Origin of the sequence: Nitrosomonas sp. Nm34 (genome assembly GCF_900113925.1) — a bacterium.
Taxonomy (GTDB): domain Bacteria; phylum Pseudomonadota; class Gammaproteobacteria; order Burkholderiales; family Nitrosomonadaceae; genus Nitrosomonas.
Genome location: NZ_FORD01000006.1, coordinates 41,235 through 61,182, shown reverse-complemented (window position 1 = coordinate 61,182; position 19,948 = coordinate 41,235). Strand labels below are relative to the sequence as shown.

General features: G+C 43.9%; 19 protein-coding genes, 3 tRNA genes, 1 pseudogene and 2 riboswitches. Of the genes and pseudogenes, 13 read left to right on the top strand and 10 right to left on the bottom strand.

Translation table 11 applies throughout. The annotated features are described in order from the left end of the window. Window positions 1-27: 27 nt before the first annotated feature. On the bottom strand, window positions 28-483 hold the full coding sequence (locus tag BM283_RS04230; RefSeq protein WP_090689991.1) for an EVE domain-containing protein: 456 nt from the start codon (window positions 481-483) through the stop codon (window positions 28-30). 329 nt (window positions 484-812) lie between these two features. Between BM283_RS04230 and BM283_RS04225 the strand changes: the two genes are divergently transcribed. The 6 genes and pseudogenes from BM283_RS04225 (at window position 813) to lpdA (ending at window position 6,888) form a co-directional block, all read left to right on the top strand. Further along, entirely contained in the window at window positions 813-1,013 is a 201-nt protein-coding gene (locus tag BM283_RS04225) for a type I restriction-modification system subunit M N-terminal domain-containing protein (protein WP_217646434.1), read from the top strand. A 71-nt stretch (window positions 1,014-1,084) separates the two neighbouring features. Next, window positions 1,085-1,303 (top strand): transposase, encoded by a 219-nt coding sequence (locus BM283_RS04220; RefSeq protein ID WP_090689989.1) that lies wholly within the window; start codon window positions 1,085-1,087, stop codon window positions 1,301-1,303. Window positions 1,304-1,531: 228 nt separating this feature from the next. Beyond that, window positions 1,532-1,729 (top strand): annotated as a pseudogene (locus BM283_RS20470) (IS3 family transposase); the annotation flags it as partial. A gap of 544 nt (window positions 1,730-2,273) precedes the next feature. Beyond that, window positions 2,274-3,581, top strand: coding sequence for a cardiolipin synthase (gene cls / locus BM283_RS04210; protein ID WP_368086401.1), 1,308 nt, complete (start codon window positions 2,274-2,276; stop codon window positions 3,579-3,581). 276 nt (window positions 3,582-3,857) lie between these two features. After that, a complete protein-coding gene (locus BM283_RS04205) occupies window positions 3,858-5,123 on the top strand; it encodes a glutamate-5-semialdehyde dehydrogenase (protein ID WP_090689982.1) in 1,266 nt (421 codons plus the stop codon). 49 nt (window positions 5,124-5,172) lie between these two features. Next, window positions 5,173-6,888, top strand: coding sequence for a dihydrolipoyl dehydrogenase (gene lpdA, locus BM283_RS04200; protein WP_090689979.1), 1,716 nt, complete (start codon window positions 5,173-5,175; stop codon window positions 6,886-6,888). Window positions 6,889-6,893: 5 nt separating this feature from the next. Here lpdA and BM283_RS04195 read toward each other — a convergent pair whose 3' ends face one another. Further along, window positions 6,894-7,850 (bottom strand): LysR family transcriptional regulator, encoded by a 957-nt coding sequence (locus BM283_RS04195; protein ID WP_090689977.1) that lies wholly within the window; start codon window positions 7,848-7,850, stop codon window positions 6,894-6,896. 345 nt (window positions 7,851-8,195) lie between these two features. Here BM283_RS04195 and BM283_RS04190 point away from each other — a divergent pair, with 345 nt between their 5' ends. Next, window positions 8,196-8,615 (top strand): hypothetical protein, encoded by a 420-nt coding sequence (locus tag BM283_RS04190; RefSeq protein ID WP_090689973.1) that lies wholly within the window; start codon window positions 8,196-8,198, stop codon window positions 8,613-8,615. Between the two features lie 79 nt (window positions 8,616-8,694). Here BM283_RS04190 and BM283_RS04185 read toward each other — a convergent pair whose 3' ends face one another. Together BM283_RS04185 and fur are read right to left on the bottom strand one after the other, a co-directional pair. Beyond that, complete coding sequence (locus BM283_RS04185) at window positions 8,695-9,249, bottom strand: hypothetical protein (protein WP_090689971.1); 555 nt, start codon at window positions 9,247-9,249, stop codon at window positions 8,695-8,697. After that, entirely contained in the window at window positions 9,246-9,689 is a 444-nt protein-coding gene (gene fur / locus BM283_RS04180) for a ferric iron uptake transcriptional regulator (RefSeq protein WP_046850747.1), read from the bottom strand. Before fur ends, BM283_RS04185 begins: the two co-directional genes overlap by 4 nt. A 96-nt stretch (window positions 9,690-9,785) precedes the next feature. Here fur and BM283_RS04175 point away from each other — a divergent pair, with 96 nt between their 5' ends. From BM283_RS04175 to BM283_RS04165, 3 genes are all read left to right on the top strand, one after another. After that, on the top strand, window positions 9,786-10,211 hold the full coding sequence (locus BM283_RS04175; protein WP_090689969.1) for an outer membrane protein assembly factor BamE: 426 nt from the start codon (window positions 9,786-9,788) through the stop codon (window positions 10,209-10,211). A gap of 136 nt (window positions 10,212-10,347) precedes the next feature. Further along, window positions 10,348-11,154, top strand: coding sequence for a 4-hydroxy-tetrahydrodipicolinate reductase (gene dapB, locus BM283_RS04170; protein ID WP_090689966.1), 807 nt, complete (start codon window positions 10,348-10,350; stop codon window positions 11,152-11,154). 32 nt (window positions 11,155-11,186) lie between these two features. Next, window positions 11,187-11,987 carry a symmetrical bis(5'-nucleosyl)-tetraphosphatase gene (locus BM283_RS04165; RefSeq protein ID WP_090689964.1) on the top strand — a complete coding sequence of 267 codons (801 nt, stop codon included), beginning with the start codon at window positions 11,187-11,189 and terminating at the stop codon, window positions 11,985-11,987. Here BM283_RS04165 and BM283_RS04160 read toward each other — a convergent pair. The 6 genes from BM283_RS04160 to gcvT form a co-directional block, all read right to left on the bottom strand. Beyond that, entirely contained in the window at window positions 11,941-12,612 is a 672-nt protein-coding gene (locus tag BM283_RS04160; protein WP_254776151.1) for a lysophospholipid acyltransferase family protein, read from the bottom strand. The genes BM283_RS04165 and BM283_RS04160 overlap by 47 nt on opposite strands. A 204-nt stretch (window positions 12,613-12,816) precedes the next feature. Then, a complete protein-coding gene (locus tag BM283_RS04155) occupies window positions 12,817-13,752 on the bottom strand; it encodes a carbohydrate kinase family protein (protein WP_090689959.1) in 936 nt (311 codons plus the stop codon). 124 nt (window positions 13,753-13,876) lie between these two features. Beyond that, window positions 13,877-15,322, bottom strand: a complete 1,446-nt coding sequence (gene gcvPB, locus BM283_RS04150) for an aminomethyl-transferring glycine dehydrogenase subunit GcvPB (protein ID WP_090689957.1) — start codon at window positions 15,320-15,322, stop codon at window positions 13,877-13,879. Between the two features lie 65 nt (window positions 15,323-15,387). Further along, complete coding sequence (gene gcvPA / locus BM283_RS04145) at window positions 15,388-16,749, bottom strand: aminomethyl-transferring glycine dehydrogenase subunit GcvPA (protein WP_090689955.1); 1,362 nt, start codon at window positions 16,747-16,749, stop codon at window positions 15,388-15,390. A gap of 57 nt (window positions 16,750-16,806) precedes the next feature. Next, window positions 16,807-17,196 carry a glycine cleavage system protein GcvH gene (gene gcvH / locus BM283_RS04140; protein ID WP_090689953.1) on the bottom strand — a complete coding sequence of 130 codons (390 nt, stop codon included), beginning with the start codon at window positions 17,194-17,196 and terminating at the stop codon, window positions 16,807-16,809. A gap of 41 nt (window positions 17,197-17,237) precedes the next feature. Continuing rightward, the gene (gene gcvT, locus BM283_RS04135) at window positions 17,238-18,329 is read right to left on the bottom strand and encodes a glycine cleavage system aminomethyltransferase GcvT (protein ID WP_090689950.1); all 1,092 of its coding nucleotides are present in this window, start codon (window positions 18,327-18,329) and stop codon (window positions 17,238-17,240) included. Window positions 18,330-18,370: 41 nt separating this feature from the next. Then, a riboswitch (glycine riboswitch) is annotated at window positions 18,371-18,478 on the bottom strand. Window positions 18,479-18,490: 12 nt separating this feature from the next. Beyond that, a riboswitch (glycine riboswitch) is annotated at window positions 18,491-18,587 on the bottom strand. A gap of 502 nt (window positions 18,588-19,089) precedes the next feature. Here gcvT and BM283_RS04130 point away from each other — a divergent pair. From BM283_RS04130 to BM283_RS04120, 3 genes are all read left to right on the top strand, one after another. Then, window positions 19,090-19,166, top strand: a tRNA-Pro gene (locus tag BM283_RS04130). A 38-nt stretch (window positions 19,167-19,204) separates the two neighbouring features. Beyond that, window positions 19,205-19,281, top strand: a tRNA-Arg gene (locus BM283_RS04125). Window positions 19,282-19,347: 66 nt separating this feature from the next. After that, a tRNA-His gene (locus BM283_RS04120) sits at window positions 19,348-19,422 on the top strand. Window positions 19,423-19,948 lie beyond the last annotated feature (526 nt).

Genomic DNA, 19,948 nt, shown 5'->3' with positions numbered 1-19,948 from the left:
TCGCTGCAAGCGATAAAAGCAACTTGCTCATAATATACCCATAATAAATGCCCATTCTGCCGGGTCGATGGGAGTGATGGATAAGCGATTGCCTTTTTGCAGGATTCTCATATTGGCGAGTTCGGGGTGACTGCGTAATTCCTTGAGGGAAAGTAGGCGGGTTTTTTTGACGAGCGTGACTTCTACATTAAACCATCGAGGGCTTTCTGGCGTGGCTTTGGGGTCATAGTATTTACTTTTAGGATCGAACTGTGTGACATCGGGATAAGCGAGCTTGGAAACTGTGGTGATGCCGACAATACCGGGCTCGGCGCAACTGGAATGATAGAAAAACGCCTGATCACCAACCTGCATTTGATTACGCATAAAATTACGCGCCTGATAATTTCTTACCCCATCCCATGCAACGGTCTGCCCGGGCCTTGCCGCCAGATCATCAATGCTGACTTCTGTTGGTTCGGATTTCATTAACCAGTAACGCATTTACTTTCCCTCTAACGAATCAGGCCGTTTAATTGGCCCAAAAAGTTTAAAAATAATCGATACCTTCGTCTGCCGTATACAAACGATGTACCTGGCATCTGCTGAAAAGAATCCCTGGTACACAGCCCCAGGCAATGCTTGTTTTCTTTCTCAATGGTTAGTTAGCTTGGATTATATGAAACTTTGGTGTACATTTCAGTGCAATTCTAGATTCCTCAGTAAAAGGAACCATGTTCAAATCCACGAAGAAATCTTAACGGATCTCCTGAAAAAAAACAGCCTAAAACAGGTAGTGCACACTATTCAGATGGCAGAGCAATAACTTGTCCATGAAGCAAGAAAAAATTACTCTTTCCCAACTTGAAAATTTTCTTTTCAAGGCCACCGATATTCTGCGCGGCAAGATGGATGCGAGCGAATTCAAGGAACTTATCTTTGGTATGCTCTTTATCAAGCGTCTGCCCGATGAACTCGACCGCAAACGCGCCTATCTGCGCAAGACCACTTTCGCCCTGATGTGGCTACACTAAACTGGACACATTCCTTAAAATAACTGAAAGAAGGAATGTGTTTAAAATGATCTGACAAAAAACCAAAGTCTATACAGCTGACAGCTGAATTTAGGGAGTCCTCGGTAAAGTTGGCCATAGAATCGGGTAAACCTGTAGCCCAAACCGCCAAGGAAATTGGTGTGAATGAAACCACCTTGCATCCTTGGACAAGTAAATACAGTCGTCCGATTGATAACATAAAGGCAGTGCGCACTGACGAGCATCCCTATGAAGAGCTAAAGCGGCTAAAAAAGAGGCTGCCCGACTAACCGGGGAGCGCGACCTATTAAAAGAGGCTGCCGCGTACTTTGCCGGGGGGCAACGGTGAAGTAGCCTGGATCAAACCGCATCAGGGTGAATTCGCCGTGTTATCGATGTGCCGGTTGTTACAGGTCTCGCAGAGTGCCTGCTATGATTGGCTGCATCGAATTCCTTCCTTCAGGGAACGAGAAGATGGGTAACTCAGCGATATTTAAAGTATTTAAAAAAGCCGGAATACATACGGCACTCGCCGTCTCAAAATAGCTATGTCTCACCAGGGTCAATCCGTGGGTCGGCGGCGAATAAGCCGGCTAATGAAGGAAGCCGGACTGGTCTTTAAAACCAAACGTCGATTTAAAGCCACCCCCATTCAAAGCATGAATTGCCTATTGCGCCTGCTTACTCGGATCGTCCTTTCTCCAGAGATCAGATAAATCAGGTATATATGTGGGCTATCTCACTTATATTCATACCCTGGAAAGCTGGTTGTATCTGGCGGTCGTGAAAGTGTCTTACAACCGGGAGCGATTGCATTCAGCTAATGGATATATAGCACCCGTTGAATTCGAGTTGCAGCAAAATGTTACTTAACTTTTTGTCCGGAAAAGTGTTGACACATCAGTATTTAACGGTTGATGGACGCAAAAAAAACCGTTGATAACTTCCGTTCCAAGTCTCCTCTCTATAAAGTACTGCCCTTCACGAAAACTGGGCTAGATTGTTACCTCTATAAAAAAACACCTGTCTATAATGTGGCGTGGGAACAATGCTCAGGCTTACCTTGCACAAATAAGCTAACCGCTGAGGATATTCGCTGAGTCCACTTTTTCATTCATAAAATTAACAAAAAGCTGCTTAGAGGGAAAACTAATGTATTTAAAGAAAATCAGGTATATCAAGATTGTTAGGCTTCTAGCAGTTCTTTGCCTGACCCTTCTTATAGGGTGTAGCTCAACAATACCCCTCATAGTGCCAGACATGGCAATGCAGTCATCGCATCCTGTACAACTTTTTGACGCGCATGGACCCTTATCTCAAAAGCAGAGTAACGAGATTCTTTCCAGACTGAAAAATAATGACGTAGAGACCCATATTTTCGATAGGCATCTGGCATTCGCATCGGAAATTGTCGATAGTCATCTTATGGCAGGCAACAAAGTAGAGTTGTTGATAGATAGTCCAGACACTTATCGATCCATGTACGCTGCCATGGAGAATGCCAAGGACCATATCAATATGGAGATTTACTTTATCAAGAATGATGAAATTGGTAATCTTTTTGCTGAACTATTAATTAGAAAACAAAAGAGCGGGGTACAAGTAAATCTCATTTATGATAGTGTGGGATCTATTGATACACCCCGTGAGTTCTTCGCTTCACTGAAAGAAAATGGTGTTAATGTCCTCGAATTCAATCCTGTCAATCCACTTATTGCCCCAAAAAACTGGCAGGTTACCCGACGTGATCACCGAAAACTTTTGATCGTTGATGGACAGATTGCTTTTGTGGGTAGTGCCAATATCAGCACCGAGTACTCGAGAGGGTCACTCGTCAAATCTAAATCAACCGCCAGATCTAAATCAACCAGAAGTGGGAATCCGTGGCGAGATACCCATGTGCAAATAGTGGGCCCAGTGGTGAGTGAATTTCAGAAGCTGTTCATGTCCATATGGAATGAGCAAAAAGGTGAACCATTGGCCCAGCGAAATTATTTTCCTGAGCTCACTAATAAGGGCTCTGAGGTAATACGCGTGATCGGCAGTTCGCCAGAAAAAGATTATAACCCGATCTATGTAACTTTGCTTTCGGCTATTAATAGTGCAGAAACCCAGATCTTTCTGACTAGTGCTTATTTTGTGCCAGATCCGCATTTGCTTGCTGCATTAAAGGCAGCGGCTAAGCGCAGAGTAGACGTGAGAATATTATTACCCGGGAAAACAGATTCAGCCCTGGTGTATTATGCGTCGCGTTCATATTTTGATGAGCTATTGAGCGCCGGTGTAAAAATTTATGTGCGGCAAGATACATTATTACATGCTAAAACTACGCTTATAGACGGAGTATGGTCGACTATAGGCTCAACTAACCTCGATTGGCTTAGTTTCCTTAACAACCAGGAAATTAACGCAGTCATCCTGGGGCAGGATTTCGGTACGCAAATGCAAACATTATTTGAGAATGATTTGAAATCTTCCAAGCTCGTTACGTTAGAAAAATGGAGAAAACGTTCCATCAGTACGCGCATCCTGGAAAGGGCGGGGCGTTTGTGGGCACAATGGTTGTAAGCCGTAAGTCTATTAGTAAGACTATTAAGATGCCGAGTTTTTTAGTTGCATACATTTAGTTTGTACTTCACCAGAATAATCAACTTTATCGATTAGAGTGGATTTGTCTGCATCCAAAAAAGCATGTGACATATCAATACGCCATGTAAAATAATGCGCTATATTTCTTATTAGCTTTGGATAGAATCAATTATTTTTAAAAATTAGAGTGAGAAAAATTTCTGATTTCTTAAGATGCTGTCCATTTCGAGCTACTGCTCACTTTGGAGTTACTTGATGGATATCACAAATATTAAAGTTTACATGCAAGCGGTTGGGCAGAATGCCCGAACTGCTTCGCGTTTAATGGCAAAAGCGGATACGGCAAGCAAAAACCAGGCACTCATTGCAATGGCCAAAGCGATCAGGCACGATGAGAAAAATTTATTAGGTGCCAATACACGCGATCTCGAGAATGCAAAAGCTAAAGGGTTGGGTTCAGCGATGATCGACCGTTTGGCGCTTTCTTCTAAGAGTATCGCAAGCATGGCTGATGGCTTGCTGCAAATTGCAGCTTTGTCTGATCCTATTGGCGAGATGAGTGATTTGAATTATCGGCCTTCCGGTATTCAAGTAGGCAAAATGCGCGTACCGTTGGGGGTGATCGGCATCATTTATGAAGCGCGACCGAATGTAACCGCGGATGCAGCGGGTCTATGCCTGAAAGCAGGCAATGCAGCGATATTGCGCGGCGGATCGGAAGCGATGCACAGCAATCAAGCCATTGCTGTCTGTGTGAAAGAAGGGCTACGGGCTGCCAGGCTGCCGGAAACAGCCGTGCAAATAATTGAAACCAGCGACCGTGCGGCAGTGGGTGAGCTGATTACCATGAAAGAATTTGTCGACATCATTGTGCCACGCGGAGGCAAAGGACTCATTGAGCGCATTTCCAGTGAGGCATGCATCCCTGTGATCAAGCATCTGGATGGGATCTGTCATGTTTATATCGACGATCAAGCCGATCTGGAAAAAGCCATCCGTATTGCTGACAATGCCAAGACACAGCGCTATGGCACGTGCAATACCATGGAAACCTTACTCGTGCATGAAGGCGTTGCCAAACAAGTTTTGCCTCCTCTTTGCAAAATCTACCTGGATAAAGATGTCGAGCTACGAGGTAACAAGGCGGCTTGTGCCATTATTCCGCAAATGAAACTGGCCACAGAAGAAGACTGGCGCACCGAATACCTGGCGCCTATCCTGAATATCGGCGTTGTTAGTGGTCTGGATCAGGCAATCGAGCATATTACTGCCTATGGGTCTCAGCATACCGATGCAATTGTGACAGAAAATTATAGTCATGTACGCCGTTTTCTGCGCGAAGTGGATTCAAGTTCAGTCATGGTCAATACTTCCACGCGTTTTGCCGATGGCTTTGAATATGGGCTGGGGGCAGAAATTGGTATTTCCACCGATAAAATTCATGCACGCGGTCCGGTAGGATTGGAAGGACTGACGAGTCAGAAATTTATCGTGCTCGGCGATGGCCAGATACGACAGTAACCGATGAATTGATCACCCTCAAATCTTCTCAATTTTAAAAACAAGAAGTATGGCAAATCTAATTAAAGTAGAAGTTCCTGATATTGGCGATTTCAAAGCCGTTTCCGTCATTGAAGTGCTGGTTAAACCAGGTGATAAGATTGAAAAAGAAACTTCATTAATTACCCTGGAGACGGAGAAAGCCTCGATGGAAGTACCTTCTCCTGAAGCAGGGCTTGTCAAGGAAATGCTCGTTAAGGTGGGAGATAAGATATCGCAGGGATCACCGATCATGACGTTAGAAGTCCTTGCTCCTGCTCCCGCTCCAGCACCAGAAACTGCTTCAACTGAAGCCCGGACAGCAGCGACCACGCGCGGGACTCAACATGCCGAAGTCGTTGTGCTGGGGGCAGGGCCGGGTGGTTACACGGCAGCTTTCCGTGCAGCTGATCTGGGTAAGCAAGTGGTACTGATAGAGCGTTATCCCACACTAGGGGGAGTATGCCTGAATGTGGGCTGTATTCCTTCTAAAGCACTGCTGCATGTGGCGAAGGTGATTGCTGAGACTAAAGAGATCGAGCAGCAGGGTATTATTTTTAGCCAGCCTCAGATCGCTATCGATAAGTTGCGAACTTGGAAAGAGTCTGTTGTGGGTAAGCTCACTAAAGGGTTGGCAGCACTTGCCAAACAGCGCAAGGTAGAAATTATCCAGGGTGCCGGTAAGTTTGTTTCCCCTAACATGATGGAAGTGAACACCGCTGACGGTATCAAAACGGTTTCATTCGATCATTGTATTATCGCTGCAGGTTCCACTGCCACGCGTATTCCGGGTTTTCCTTATGATGATGGCCGTATGATGGATTCTACCGATGCATTGAGATTGCGGGATATTCCTAAACGGATGCTGGTGATCGGTGGGGGCATTATCGGCCTGGAAATGGCGACCGTGTATGATGCGCTGGGCAGCCAAATAAGCATAGTCGAGCAGATGGATCAACTCATTCCGGGGGCTGATAGTGATCTGGTCAAACCGCTTTACCAGCATATATTGAAACGTTATGAAGCGATCTATTTCGGCACCAAGGTCAGTAAGATTGAAGCCGGAGAGAAAGGATTAAATGTGTTTTTCGAAGGGGATCATGCACCTGAGCCTCAATTATATGATCGTATTCTGGTTGCAGTTGGGCGTCGTCCTAATGGAAAAATGATTGGTGCAGAACATGCAAATGTGCAGGTAAACGAGCGTGGTTTTATTCCGGTGGATGGGCAAATGCGCACCAATATCCCGCATATTTTTGCGATTGGTGATATTGCAGGCGAGCCTATGCTAGCGCATAAGGCGACGCATGAAGGTAAACTTGCTGCCGAGGTGATTGCTGGGCACAAAGTAGCCTTTGATGCACGTGCTATCCCTTCAGTGGCTTATACTGATCCAGAAATTGCCTGGATGGGTTTGACTGAGATCGAAGCCAAAAAACAAGGAATTGATTATGAAAAAGCGATATTTCCTTGGGCAGCCAGCGGCCGCGCGATTGCCATGGCGCGGGAAGAAGGCTTCACCAAGTTGTTATTAGATAAAAATTCCCGTCAAATCCTGGGTGCAGGTATTGTCGGTACGCATGCTGGTGAGTTAATTGCAGAAGCCGTACTCGCGCTGGAGATGGGCGTCGATGCGCAAGATATCAGTCTGACCATTCATCCTCATCCGACTTTATCTGAAACGATTTTCTTCTCTGCGGAGATAGCAGAGAATACGATAACCGATTTATATATGCCTAGGCGATAATTTTATCATTCATGTTTCATAGAGTTTGATGGACGATTTTTAGGTTCGGGTTGTGCAGACGGGCTATCCCAATAAGGTTCTCTGCCAATCCGTGCTGAAAGAAAATCAATAAATGAGCGAACCTTGGCTGGCAGATAACGATTAGGAAGATAACACGCATACACATAGCGTTCTACCGGGATATATTCAGACAATACAGCCTGTAAATGACCATTTTGCAGTTCTTTTCCAATGGTAAAGGTGGGTAACAGAGCAATCCCCAGACCGCCGAGCACAGCTTGAGAAAGCGCATCGTCATCGTTGATACGCAGTGTTCCTGAAACAGGTACGGCAATTTCTCCTTCCGGCCCTTTAAAGCGCCAGTAACCTTGCTCACCTGAAAGGGTGTAGTCGAGGCAATTATGATTAACCAGGTCACTCGGTGTTAGTGGCACGCCGCGTCTAAGAAAATAGTCCGGGGTGGCAACCAGTTTTCGACGTACAGGAGCCAGCTTACGAGCTATCAAATTAAGGTTTGGTTCGCCAGTGACACGAATGATGACATCGTATCCTTCTTCCACGATATCTACTGGACGATCCGTAATGGTCAAATCAATTCGAATTTCGGGATATCGAGCAAGGAAATCAGCCAGGGCAGGTGCAACGTGAAGAGTACCAAATGCCACCGAGGCACAAATTCTCAGCATACCCCGCGGTTCGGCATGTAGACTTGTAACCACCTGCTCAGCGTGCTCTGCTTCTTCCAGGATGCGTACCGAATGTTCGGCAAAGGCACTCCCCACTTCGGTCAAGCTAAGATGACGTGTGCTGCGATTCAGCAATCTTGCGCCTAGATCAACTTCAAGTTTAGCTACAGCTTTACTTACTGCAGAGCGAGAAGTATCCATGCGGCGGGCTGCTTCAGCAAAGCTGCCTGCTTCTACAACACGTGCAAAGGTGGCAATCAGATTAAGATCTTGCATAAATTAATTTCTCATCATAACCAAATATTGAATTATAAATTATTTTATTGTGTCCTTACAAACAACAATATATTTCATTCTAACCTACTTATTTTCTCACTCTTTTACCAATATCATTCATCCATAAGAAGAGGCTCAAAGGTTGAATCGTAACAAATTTCATTTGTTTATATTGGGAATTAAAGGTGAAATTTAAGAGTACCTGATTGGTATAATTTTTAATAGAGACGGGAAGTGAAATTATTGTTCGTATAAAGCAAGCATATTACTGTTGACGGATGAGCACGTATACTAATGCAATTATACCAAGTAGAAAATAATTGAAAATTTAAAGGTATAAGTGAAATGAAAATTAAATTATTTAATTTCATAATTGCACTACCGCGGATACTTCTGATCGGTATACAAGCTTTGGTTATCTCTCTCGGCTTTGTGACAGCTGTTGCCGTAGCAGCAGGAAATTCATATAACATTGTTCAAGTTGCTAAAGCCGAGATGGAGAGTAAAAGATGTAATTATCTTGGGAAAGTATGGGGAAGCTCAGATTGGGGTAAGTTATCTATGAATGCGAGAAAGCATAAGGCGGAAGACAGAGCCTTAAGAATGGCTTCGGAGCTTAAAGCTACCCATCTCGTGTGGCGAGAAAATTCAACAGAATCTGATTCCTATCCACATGCTTCCGGTGATGCTTATCAGTGTGGAAATACAGTAAAAACAGGGAATATCGCTAAGGATCGAAGTAATACTGAGAAGAAAATATATTGATAATAATAAAATTATAAAGTGTAGTTGGAATTGAGGCGTGACTGGAAGGCTTATTTAACCTAAGTCACGCCATTTTATTTTATCGAGTGAGCTCTTCTTGTTGCTTGCTTCGCCTCAAGTCAATTATTTGTTCCATTAGAACTCTTTTTTCAGTTTCCAATTCTTGATATTGGGCATGGAGTCGATCCAGATCCGAGTTGTATTGCTGTATCCGCTTCTGGCGCTCTTGCTTTTTTCGGACCATTTCTTCGTAACTTGGCGGAGAACCGCCGATGGTTACTTCTGGTAAAAAATCGCTCATTTTGGCTGATCCCAGTTCGGGGGCTGCTCCTGTTTGAGGATATGTTCCCATGGGAGGAATAGAAGTGATTTCTTCTTGCTGTTGTAATTCATTACGACGAAGTTCTTGCGTCATCTGGAATTGCTGATAAATATTTTGTTGATTTTGATTTATTTGTAATAAGTCAGTTTCTAGTTGACGAATTTGCTCGTCAATGACAGATTGTGCTTGTACAGAAAGTGAAATCAGCAGCAAGCAAAGAGGAAGGAAAACAAATGATGCTGTACTCCATCCATAACTGATTCCGATAAATCGCCATGCCCTGTTCCTAATATTTCGCAGCGGGTATTTCATAATTTTCGATAAGGGCAATCTGTTTTAGTACAATCAGCATAGAGCGACAGTGAGTGGGCCTGCAGACTGAATCCACGGTCTTTGGCGATTCTGATTTGGCGTTTCTCGATTTCTGCATCATAAAATTCTTCTACACGACCGCATTGTAAACAAACTAAATGATCATGATGCGAGTCACTACTTAGTTCGAACACAGCTTTGCCACTTTCAAAATGATGGCGTTCAAGTAAACCAGCCTGCTCAAACTGCGTTAATACACGGTAGACTGTCGCAAGACCAATATCTTCTCCTTCATTGAGTAATTCCTTATAGACATCTTCTGCCGATAAGTGGCGAACCGAGCTATTCTCAAACAGGTTGAGTATCTTGAGGCGGGGCAGGGTCGTTTTTAAGCCAATTGTTTTGAGGTCAATGCCTTTGAGATCTTCATATTTGCTCATGGTTTAATCAATCCGAGAAATTATTTGCTGTATCATATAGTATAGTGCTTAGTTCACTTTGAAAATACTCCTTTGAACATCATACCCGTGCTTAGTATGCATCTAAAAATACTACTGTTATTGGTTGCTTTTTTATTTTTTGGTTGTACTTATATCCCTGCACTGCCTTATAAAATCGATATCCAGCAGGGTAATGTAGTTACTCAAGAAATGATAGAGAAATTAAAACCGGGGATGACCCGGTCGCAAGTGCGTTTTGTTTTAGGCACACCACTTATTACTGATGTGTTCCATAACAATCGCTGGGACTATTTTTATTATTTGGCACCACGTGGAACATTGTCTGAGAAGCGAACGCTTACTGTAATTTTTGATGGCGATCGGCTTTCTCATATTAACGGCGATTTTTCACTTTCTCCTTCTTCAGATAATTTGTTGTCAGCAACGCCTCGTCTGGGAGAAGAGCGTCTGCCATACTTGAAAGAAGATCAGGGTGAAAATGATAAAGGTTCCCAAGAATAGAATAGCTTGACAAAACAGGTTGTAGCAAGCAGTAAGGAATAAATTCACCCTATTATTTGATCTACAGAGATCCAATCAGTTCAATCTCGGAATGGGGTAGAATGGAATTAACTAATTAGATAGTTTTTCTGGAAAAATGACAATTCTGAATATTGCTGTGGCTGGAAGTACCGGGCGCATGGGTAGAGTGCTGCTGGAAATGATTGCTGAGTCATCAGATATGCGGTTATCTGCTGCATTGGACCAAAAAGATAATCCATTCTTAATGAAGGATGCGGGTGAGCTGATTGGATCACCTTGTGGTATCCCGATTAAGAGCGATTTTGTGTCAGCGTTACCTGGTAGTGATGTGCTGATAGATTTTACGCGTCCAGCCGGCACACTGGCGCATCTCGCCATCTGCCGTAATGCCGGTATAAAAATGGTCATTGGCACCACTGGATTTTCGGCAGCTGAGAAAGAAGTACTCAAGGCGGCATCGGAGGATATTGCGATCGTATTTGCTCCCAATATGAGTGTGGGTGTAAATGTCATGTTCAAACTATTAGAAGTGGCTGCAAGCAAGTTACTTAATGATTACGATATAGAAATTGTAGAAGCACATCATCGGCACAAAGTAGATGCACCGTCTGGTACGGCTTTGCGTATGGGCGAAGTAATTGCGCAAACATTGGCCAGAGACCTCACGAAAGTCGCAGTTTATGGCCGTGAAGGCGTCACCGGAGAGCGTGCTGCTGAAACAATTGGTTTTGCAACGATTCGTGGTGGCGATATAGTAGGTGATCATACTGCTATTTTTGCGGGTATAGGTGAACGCATAGAGATCACTCACAAGGCTAGTAGTCGCAAAACATTTGCTGTCGGAGCATTACGCGCTGCCCGGTTCCTTGCTACGCAACGTAATGGCTTGTTTGATATGCAAGATGTGCTAGGCTTGCGGTAAAGAAAATCAAATCCTAATTATCCGGTCTCATTATGGCCACTTACGCTATTGGCGATGTGCAAGGTTGCTATCAATCATTCCAACAGCTTGTTGAATTAATTGGGTTTAACGCTACAAGAGATAAATTGTGGTTAGTGGGTGATCTCGTCAACCGTGGGCCAGATTCACTCACTTTGTTGCGTTCTATCATAGAACTAGACAACGCAGTTATTCCAGTATTGGGTAATCATGATTTACATTTGCTTCTGGTTGCAGAAGGCTTGAGCAAACAGCATTCAGGTGATACGTTGCAGGATATACTGGATGCGCCTGATCGTAATGATTTACTCAACTGGTTGCGCCATCAAAAATTGTTTTATGTTGAGGATGAATATGCTTTAGTCCATGCTGGGATATTACCAAGCTGGGATATTCCTCAAGCAGCAGAGCTTGCACATGAAGTAGAAACTGCCTTATGTAAACAAAATTATCATGAATTTTTGTTACATATGTATGGCAATGAACCCAATTTCTGGCATGACGGCTTGGCTGGCTATGAACGCTTGCGCGTCATTATTAATGCGATGACTCGTCTACGTGTTTGTACAGCGGACGGTAGGATGGATTTTACCTATAAAGGTCTGCTGCAGTCTATTCCTCAAGGTTACCTACCGTGGTTTGAAGTACCTCATCGTGCCAGCAAATCAACAACCCTTATTTTTGGTCATTGGTCTGCGCTCGGCCTACAGATAAGGGAAAACTTGATAGCGTTGGATACAGGTTGTTTTTGGAAAGGGAAGCTTACTGCTATTCGTCTGGAAGACCGGAAAGTTTTTCAGGTGCCTTGCTTATAACGGGTAATTGTAGCGTTTCAGCAATAGCATGCTCTGATAAGCGTGTTAATTCTCGCCGATTTTTGCCTGTACAATTGATTGGATCCAGAAAATATAATTCAGCCTTAATGGTAGGTTGCTTCAGTATAAGTTTTAGCGACTCTACGATAGTCGAGTCGACATAGGCAACGTTCGTATTAGACGCTCCTGCTATATCGCGATATCTGATTGCAACCGGGTATAGAATGGCTTGCACGGTTACCGCAGATTGGAGCAAAGAGGCATGAAAGTGAAGAAGAGCTGTCCCATCACTCGTTCTGCCTTCTGGAAAGATGGCAACACTATCTCCACCCACCAGTACTTCACCGATATCCTGGTTAACGCGTCGCGTATCATTGCGTTTCCCGCGTGCAATAAATATGGTCCCCGCTCTATCACATAAGATGTTAAGTAAGGGCCAGCTGAGAATCTCAGTTTTAGCTACAAATCTGACAGGATATAGTGCCAGAATAATTATGATATCCAGCCAGGAGATATGATTGGCAATTAATATGACACGCTGCTTATCTTCAGGGGGTAAGGAGCCACGACAACTTAATTTAATATTCAAAATTTCAAGCAGTTTTGTCGCCCATTTGCGTACCATATATCTCTGCCTGGGTCGACTAAAATAAGGATAGGCAAGGGATTGAAACAAACCAGAAAAGATATGCAGCAATAGTCTAACGAGTCTGATGACCTGAATTATTTTAGAAGTTTGGATGCTATTCATGAGATCATAAGGCGGTTAATGCACCTTGAGGAAGAGTAGAGTAGATTTATCTCAATCCTAATCCAAATTCCGTTTCTTCTAGAAGATTCGATTCCCAAATGCTTCAAAATAAAGCTGATCGATTTCGTCATGACTAAACCGATGATTCTGGCCGCCACGGTGTGCAATTTTGATGGCACCTAATAATGAAGCAAGCTGGCCAGTGGTTTGCCAATCCATATCATGGGTGATGCCATAAAGTAATCCAGCTCGATAAGCATCCCCACAACCCGTGGGATCGATAATAGTATCGGACTTAACGCAAGGAATTTCAAGTTGGCGACCTTCTGCATAAATTGTCGATCCCTGTGCGCCTTTAGTAATGATCAGGGCTTTCACGTTACCGGCAAGCTCACTCAAAGTGTATTTTGTACGTTCTTGCAGCAACTGGCCTTCATAATCATTGACTGCGATATAATCAGCTTTAGCGACAAAATCAATCAATTCATCACCATTGAACATTGGTAGCCCTTGACCGGGATCAAATATAAAAGGAATACCGCATTCGTGGAATTCGCGTGCATGAGCAATCATTCCCTCTCGACCATCGGGTGCAATGATGCCCAGATTGATATCCTTGGCATCTTTTACAGAATTATAGTGCGAAAAATTCATAGCACCAGGATGAAAGGCCGTAATTTGGTTATCATCTAAATCCGTTGTAATAAACGCCTGCGCAGTAAATGCTTCATTTATCTGACGAATATAGACTTTTGCCAAATTCAATTTCTCTAACCGATAAGCATAAGGCTGGAAATCATTGCCTACGGTGGCCATGATCATTGGATTTCCACCCAACATGTTTAGATTATAAGCAATATTGGCAGCACATCCTCCGAACTCACGACGCATGTCGGGGACCAGAAAGGCCACATTTAGCACATGAAGTTTGTCAGGCAAAATATGGTGCTTAAAATGGTCCTGAAACACCATTATGGTGTCATAAGCAATAGAGCCGCATATAAGTGTATGCATGGATTATAAGTGTGAGAGCTTGAGAGTATCTGAGGTACCTTAGAACAGCTTTTCCCCGAACAGATCAATATTCAAACAGATCAGTCGGGGAGTCAGCTAATATGTGAAGTACAATCGCAATGGATTATGGCTTCCAGGTTAAATCTAATTCCCGGGCAGCTTTGACGTCATCCAGTTTGCGTAGAGGCATATCATGCGGAGCACTTTTTACCATGTCTGGTTGCTCCTGAATTTCTACCAGAATTTCCTTCATGGCAGCAGTAAATGCGTCTAACGTCTCTTTGGACTCTGTTTCGGCGGGTTCAATGAGCAAACACTCGGGAATTAAGATTGGAAAATAGGTGGTAGGCGCATGGTAGCCTTTATCCAGGAGTCGTTTAGCTAAATTCATCGCAGTGACACCTGTTTTTTCTTTGATATCTTTCAGCGTGACGATAAACTCATGGCTGGCGCGTCGGGTCGGGAAGGCAATCTCAAAGCCGGCTTTGCTCAATTCTGCCATTAAATAATTGGCGTTGAGCGTGGCGTACTCAGAAACACGGTTCATTCCTTTTACGCCCAGCAAACGTACATAAACATAAGCTCGCAGCAATACCCCCGCATTCCCCATATGTGCGGATAATCGACCGATTGTGTGTGGTACATCCTTTTCAGTCAACCAGCGATAAACTCCCCTTTCATGAGCAACCATAGGTACAGGTAAATAGGGCAGCAAACGCTCGGCGACACCTACTGGGGCCGCGCCAGGGCCACCGCCGCCATGAGGTGTTGAAAAAGTTTTGTGTAAATTGATATGAATAACATCGAACCCCATATCGCCTGGTTTGACTTTACCGAGTACAGCGTTAAGGTTAGCTCCATCATAATACAATAACCCACCTGCATCATGAACGATACGGCTCATCTCGGAAACATTTTTCTCAAAAACTCCCAAAGTTGAGGGATTAGTCAGCATCAAACCCGCAGTCTGTGGCCCGACCGCTGCTTTTAATGCAGCCATATCCACATTGCCTTCTTTATCTGTGGCTATTTCAACAACTTTGTAGCCGCACATGACAGCAGTAGCCGGATTGGTGCCATGCGCAGCATCAGGAACGATGATTTCCGTGCGATTTTTGTCGCCGCGCGCTTCATGGTAGGCGCGTATCATCATGACTCCGATGAGCTCACCTTGTGCCCCTGCCATGGGTGTCAGACTGACTCCTGCCATCCCGGTCACATCCTTCAATATTTCCTGCAATTCATACATACAGGCAAGAAAGCCTTGTCCTGTGTCTTCGGGCGCCAAAGGATGTCGTGCCAGAAACTGCGGTAACATCGCGAGCGCATTGCAAGCGCGCGGGTTGTATTTCATAGTACAGGAACCCAGTGGGTAGAATTCCGTGTCGATCGAAAAATTCTTTTGGGAGAGACGGGTGTAATGACGCACGACATCCATCTCTGAAGCCTCCGGCAGAAGCATGGGCGATTTGCGTAGCAGATTTTGTGGAATATTCTTTTTTTCTGCTGTGGTGGTTGAAAATTGCGAGCGATTACGCCGTCCAGGTCGTGAGTGTTCAAATATCAACATATAATCTTTACATAATTGGAGATTAATTCAAAGCAACTAAAACTGCATCATAATGGGAATTCGATTCAACCGTATTTTTTAAGAATCTTCCCGAGCATTTCGCTGTACTTGTTCAAATCATCAGCTGTTTTCGTTTCGGTGGCACATACCAGCAAAGCATTCTCCAATTCAGGGTAATGCTCTTGCAAGTTTAATCCGCCAAGAATTCCTTGTTCCTTAAGGGCTTGTAGAATTTCATTAACTGGTCTCGGCAGTGTCAGTGCAACCTCATGAAAACAAGGTCCGCTATAGACTCGTTTTACCCCAGGTAATTGCTCCAATTGCTCTGCTAACTGTAACATATTGGCATGTGATTGAGCCGCTACCTGCCGTAATCCTTCAGGGCCTAATAAAGACATATAAATGGTGGCTGCTGTTACCATTAATCCTTGATTAGTACAAATATTCGAGGTGGCTTTGGAGCGGCGGATATGTTGTTCGCGTGCTTGTAAAGTCAGCACAAAACCTGGTTTATTATCTAAATCAACCGTCCGGCCGATGATGCGCCCTGGCATTTGGCGAACCAAGTCATGCTTGCAGGTCATAAACCCGAAATAAGGCCCACCGCTGGAAAGAGGAATACCCAGAGGTTGACCTTCACCCACGGCAATATCTGCACCTTGAGTGCCCCATTCACCTGGGGGCACCAGCATCGCCAGTGACATTGGGTTAACGACAGCGATGACTGATGAATGTTTTGCGTGCGCCCAGTCTGTCATCGCATCGACTTGCTCAAGAACACCAAAGAAATTAGGTTGAGGAATGACGAGTGCAGCAAAATCTTCCTGGCCAAACGGTTCAAGATGTTCAAGCAGAACCTGTCCTGACTCAGGGCAGAAAGGAATTTCCACTACCTCAATATCCTGGTTTCTGACGATAGCGCTTAATACCTTGCGGTAAGCAGGATGAACCGTGCGCGGCACCAGGATACGGCGCGATGTCTTATGTTGGCGAACAGCCATCAAAGCAGCCTCAGCAAGTGCCGTGGCACCGTCATATAGGCTGGCGTTGGATACGTCCATACCAGTTAATGAGGCCATCATTGTCTGGTATTCATACAATAATTGGAGCGTACCCTGGCTCGCTTCAGCTTGATAGGGCGTATAGGAAGAATAGAATTCACCGCGAGTGGTGATTTGCCAGACTGCTGCAGGAATATGGTGCTCATAGGCCCCCGCGCCAATGAAGCTGAGATAAAAGCCATCAGCTTGCGCGCGCTCCAGCATGAGTCTTGAGATCTCCATCTCAGACATGCCTGGGGGTACACATGTTAATGCGCCTGTTTTTAGGTCAGGCGGAATTTCATCAAATAATTCTTCAATAGAGCTTGCTCCGATACTGGCAAGCATTTCTTTGACATCTTCTTCAGTATGAGGAATGAACGGCATGATTGATAGTGTGTAAAGTATTTTGTTGCAATGAATCAAAAAGAAAAGAACTGGAAATTAATGCCCTTCGCTTTCCAATGCTTTTTCATACCCTTGCGCATCAAGTAAACCTGCTAGATCAGCAGCATTGGCTGGCTTCAATTTAAATAACCATGCTTGATAGGGATCTTGATTGATTTTCTCTGGTGAAGACTCCAATTCAGAGTTCACTGCAACCACTTCACCTGCTACAGGAGAATAAACATCGGCTGCAGCTTTGACAGATTCAACCACCACGCATTCCTCTTTTTGTGCAAGCGTGCGGCCAATTTTTGGTAATTCAACAAATACCATGTCTCCGAGTAATTCTTGAGCGTGCTGGGTGATGCCTACCGTGATTGTGCCATCACTTTCGGATTTTACCCATTCATGTGATTTTGTATATTTTAGTTGTGTTGGGATACTCATTTTTTAACTCCAAAATTAGGAAAATTTTATTGGTCTCGGGGTCAAACCAAAATTTGACCGTTTCGTACAAATGGATATTTTACGACTTTGGCAGCGAGTTTTTTATCTCGTACCAGTACATGAACTTCTTCGCCAATGGCGACTTCTGCTGGCAGGCGTGCCAAAGCGATTGATTGATTAAGCGTGGGTGAGAAACCACCGCTGGTAATTTCTCCCTCACCATCAGCTTGATCACGATGCGTTACCACTTTCTGATGACTACGAAGTACACCTTTATCCAATAATAATAGACCGAATAATTGTCGTTTGGTAGTAGTTTGCAAGAGCGCTTGCTTACCAATAAAATCCCGCTCGCTTTTTAGATCGACTGTCCAGGCTAATCCTGATTCGAGTGGGTTAGTGGTTTCATCCATGTCCTGACCATAAAGATTCATTCCTGCTTCTAAACGCAACGTATCGCGTGCACCTAATCCTGCCGGCGCTACACCCGCTGCGTATAGTTTTTTCCAGAAATCCACTGCGTCATTGGCGGGTAAAATAATTTCAAAACCATCTTCCCCGGTATAGCCCGTGCGTGCGATAAAATATTGCTCGAATGAGGCTGCTTGGAATTGCTTTAGATTGTCCGTGGTTGACTGGGCACCGGGTATGACTTGCCAGACTTTAACGCGCGCATTGGGGCCTTGTACAGCAATCATTGCCAAATCACGGCGTGGTTTTATTTCGAGATAAGGTGCGGTTTTATCACGTTGTGAGGTGATCCATGCAACATCTTTATCTGCAGTACCTGCATTGACTACTAATCGAAACCAGGATTCTGATAAAAAATAGATAATAAGATCATCAATGATTCCGCCATCAGGATTAAGCATACAAGTATAAAGCGCTTTACCTGATACAGTAAGCTTATCTACATTATTGGCAACCAGTTGCCGCAGGAAATGACGAACATTTTCCCCATGAATATCGACAACCAGCATATGTGACACATCGAACATGCCTGCATCCTGCCTGATCTTATGGTGTTCTTCTAGTTGTGATCCATAATGAAGCGGCATATCCCAACCACCGAAATCAACCATTTTTGCGTTCATTTCTCGGTGGGTCTGATTAAGAGGGGTTATTTTTAGCACAGATTTTCTCCCTAAGATAAAAAATGAAGCCTTCTCTTGGACTTCACCCCTCTGTCCTTTTACCTGAGAGTTTTACGGTAGAATTCTGTCCGCGTGCCCCTTCGGTGGCTGAACTCACAGTTAGTTCGGCGCTCTCCAGATTGCCTGTCGCAAGCAGTTTTTTAGTCAATGCTGTTTTTATAACTATACCTGAGCGATTCCGGGGGGGTTACGCCTTCGGCGGCGCTTAAATAAAGCGCGCTCTCCTGCTTGGATATATTAAATGGCAGGTCGCCACTATACCTTAGCTAAGTTAGTGAAACAAGATGGTTGTATGAATCATTCTCTTTTCAGGTATCAAGCTATCAAAATATTATTTTCAGTAAGCGGCAACGTATCTGGATTTTCTCATACAATGGAGAATCTAAAGGAATAGATAAGGTGCTGTATTGATCAAGAAATATTAGAAATAAAGGACGGAGGAGACGTAGATGTTATCTGTTATTAGCTTTTTATCCATTTGTGACAGGTCAATAATCAATAATCTGTGGCTGCTCAATAGTAATAAATAAAAGTTGTTGAATAGAGACAAAATGGTTTATTTCAATTAATATTGAATCATTCATATTTATCCTGATACTAATTCTGCAAATGAGCTGGAAAAAGTCTTTACTTTAGCCTTATTAGCCGGCCATCCTGTAGAAATAAAAATTTGCTGTGCAAGTAAATATAAATTGGAATTTGACGAATACTTTCTAAGAAGGTATATTAGCCGACTTTCCGGGGTGTAGCGTAGCCTGGTAGCGCGCCTGGTTTGGGACCAGGATGTCGGGAGTTCAAATCTCTCCACCCCGACCAGTATATTCTGCTGTGTTGGATTAAACCCGGCTTGAGTAGTGCCCGTAGCTCAACCGGATAGAGCACCAGCCTTCTAAGCTGGGGGTTACAGGTTCGATTCCTGTCGGGCACGCCAAGATTACGTCTTTAAATTACAAAATATCATTGCTAAAGTGATAAGCATACCGATTTAGCGTAGATGGTGGCTGTAGCTCAGTGGTAGAGTCCCGGATTGTGATTCCGGTTGTCGTGGGTTCGACCCCCATCAGCCACCCCAAAAAAATCAAATACTTGCGTCATTTAAGCCTATCTATTTATTGGTTGTGGGACATTTTTTGAGGCATTCACAAAAAATTTCCTTAATTTCATTTTCATCGTAGTAACGAATGGATGCGACCAATCCATGATTGCATGCCCATTATCCTTCCTCCTGAAGCTTGGCATACCTAGCTTTATTAGACAATTTTACCGAGCGTATTGGTCCTATTTATCCCCTGTTGAGGGTGGGTAACAGAGAAATCTACGCGATTCGATAAGACAATAATAAATGAACTTTATTCTCAAAGATCACACCTTCTATTTATGGTACTAACACTCTCGTTGTATTAGGTGGAGACATTGATATTTGTGTTTTAGCAATCATCCTAAGGTAATTGTAGCTTCAAGCCTTATGTAGCTCCGACAATAAGATAAGAGTTAGGCTCCATAATGAATATACTTAAACAACAATTGTCAACCCAAATAGAAATCAAGAAACTGAGAAAATTCCCTCCAACTGGCATTAATTATCCGAAATTATAGGG

Coding starts and splice junctions, on each gene's coding strand:
- BM283_RS04190 (WP_090689973.1), top strand. CDS start 8,196: ATGAAAATTAAATTATTTAATTTCATAATTGCACTACCGCGGATACTT.
- BM283_RS04160 (WP_254776151.1), bottom strand. CDS start 12,612: ATGGTACGCAAATGGGCGACAAAACTGCTTGAAATTTTGAATATTAAA.
- BM283_RS04230 (WP_090689991.1), bottom strand. CDS start 483: ATGCGTTACTGGTTAATGAAATCCGAACCAACAGAAGTCAGCATTGAT.
- cls (WP_368086401.1), top strand. CDS start 2,274: ATGGCAATGCAGTCATCGCATCCTGTACAACTTTTTGACGCGCATGGA.
- BM283_RS04225 (WP_217646434.1), top strand. CDS start 813: ATGAAGCAAGAAAAAATTACTCTTTCCCAACTTGAAAATTTTCTTTTC.
- BM283_RS04165 (WP_090689964.1), top strand. CDS start 11,187: ATGGCCACTTACGCTATTGGCGATGTGCAAGGTTGCTATCAATCATTC.
- BM283_RS04205 (WP_090689982.1), top strand. CDS start 3,858: ATGGATATCACAAATATTAAAGTTTACATGCAAGCGGTTGGGCAGAAT.
- dapB (WP_090689966.1), top strand. CDS start 10,348: ATGACAATTCTGAATATTGCTGTGGCTGGAAGTACCGGGCGCATGGGT.
- lpdA (WP_090689979.1), top strand. CDS start 5,173: ATGGCAAATCTAATTAAAGTAGAAGTTCCTGATATTGGCGATTTCAAA.
- gcvH (WP_090689953.1), bottom strand. CDS start 17,196: ATGAGTATCCCAACACAACTAAAATATACAAAATCACATGAATGGGTA.
- BM283_RS04185 (WP_090689971.1), bottom strand. CDS start 9,249: ATGAAATACCCGCTGCGAAATATTAGGAACAGGGCATGGCGATTTATC.
- gcvPB (WP_090689957.1), bottom strand. CDS start 15,322: ATGTTGATATTTGAACACTCACGACCTGGACGGCGTAATCGCTCGCAA.
- fur (WP_046850747.1), bottom strand. CDS start 9,689: ATGAGCAAATATGAAGATCTCAAAGGCATTGACCTCAAAACAATTGGC.
- BM283_RS04155 (WP_090689959.1), bottom strand. CDS start 13,752: ATGCATACACTTATATGCGGCTCTATTGCTTATGACACCATAATGGTG.
- BM283_RS04195 (WP_090689977.1), bottom strand. CDS start 7,850: ATGCAAGATCTTAATCTGATTGCCACCTTTGCACGTGTTGTAGAAGCA.
- gcvPA (WP_090689955.1), bottom strand. CDS start 16,749: ATGCCGTTCATTCCTCATACTGAAGAAGATGTCAAAGAAATGCTTGCC.
- BM283_RS04175 (WP_090689969.1), top strand. CDS start 9,786: ATGCATCTAAAAATACTACTGTTATTGGTTGCTTTTTTATTTTTTGGT.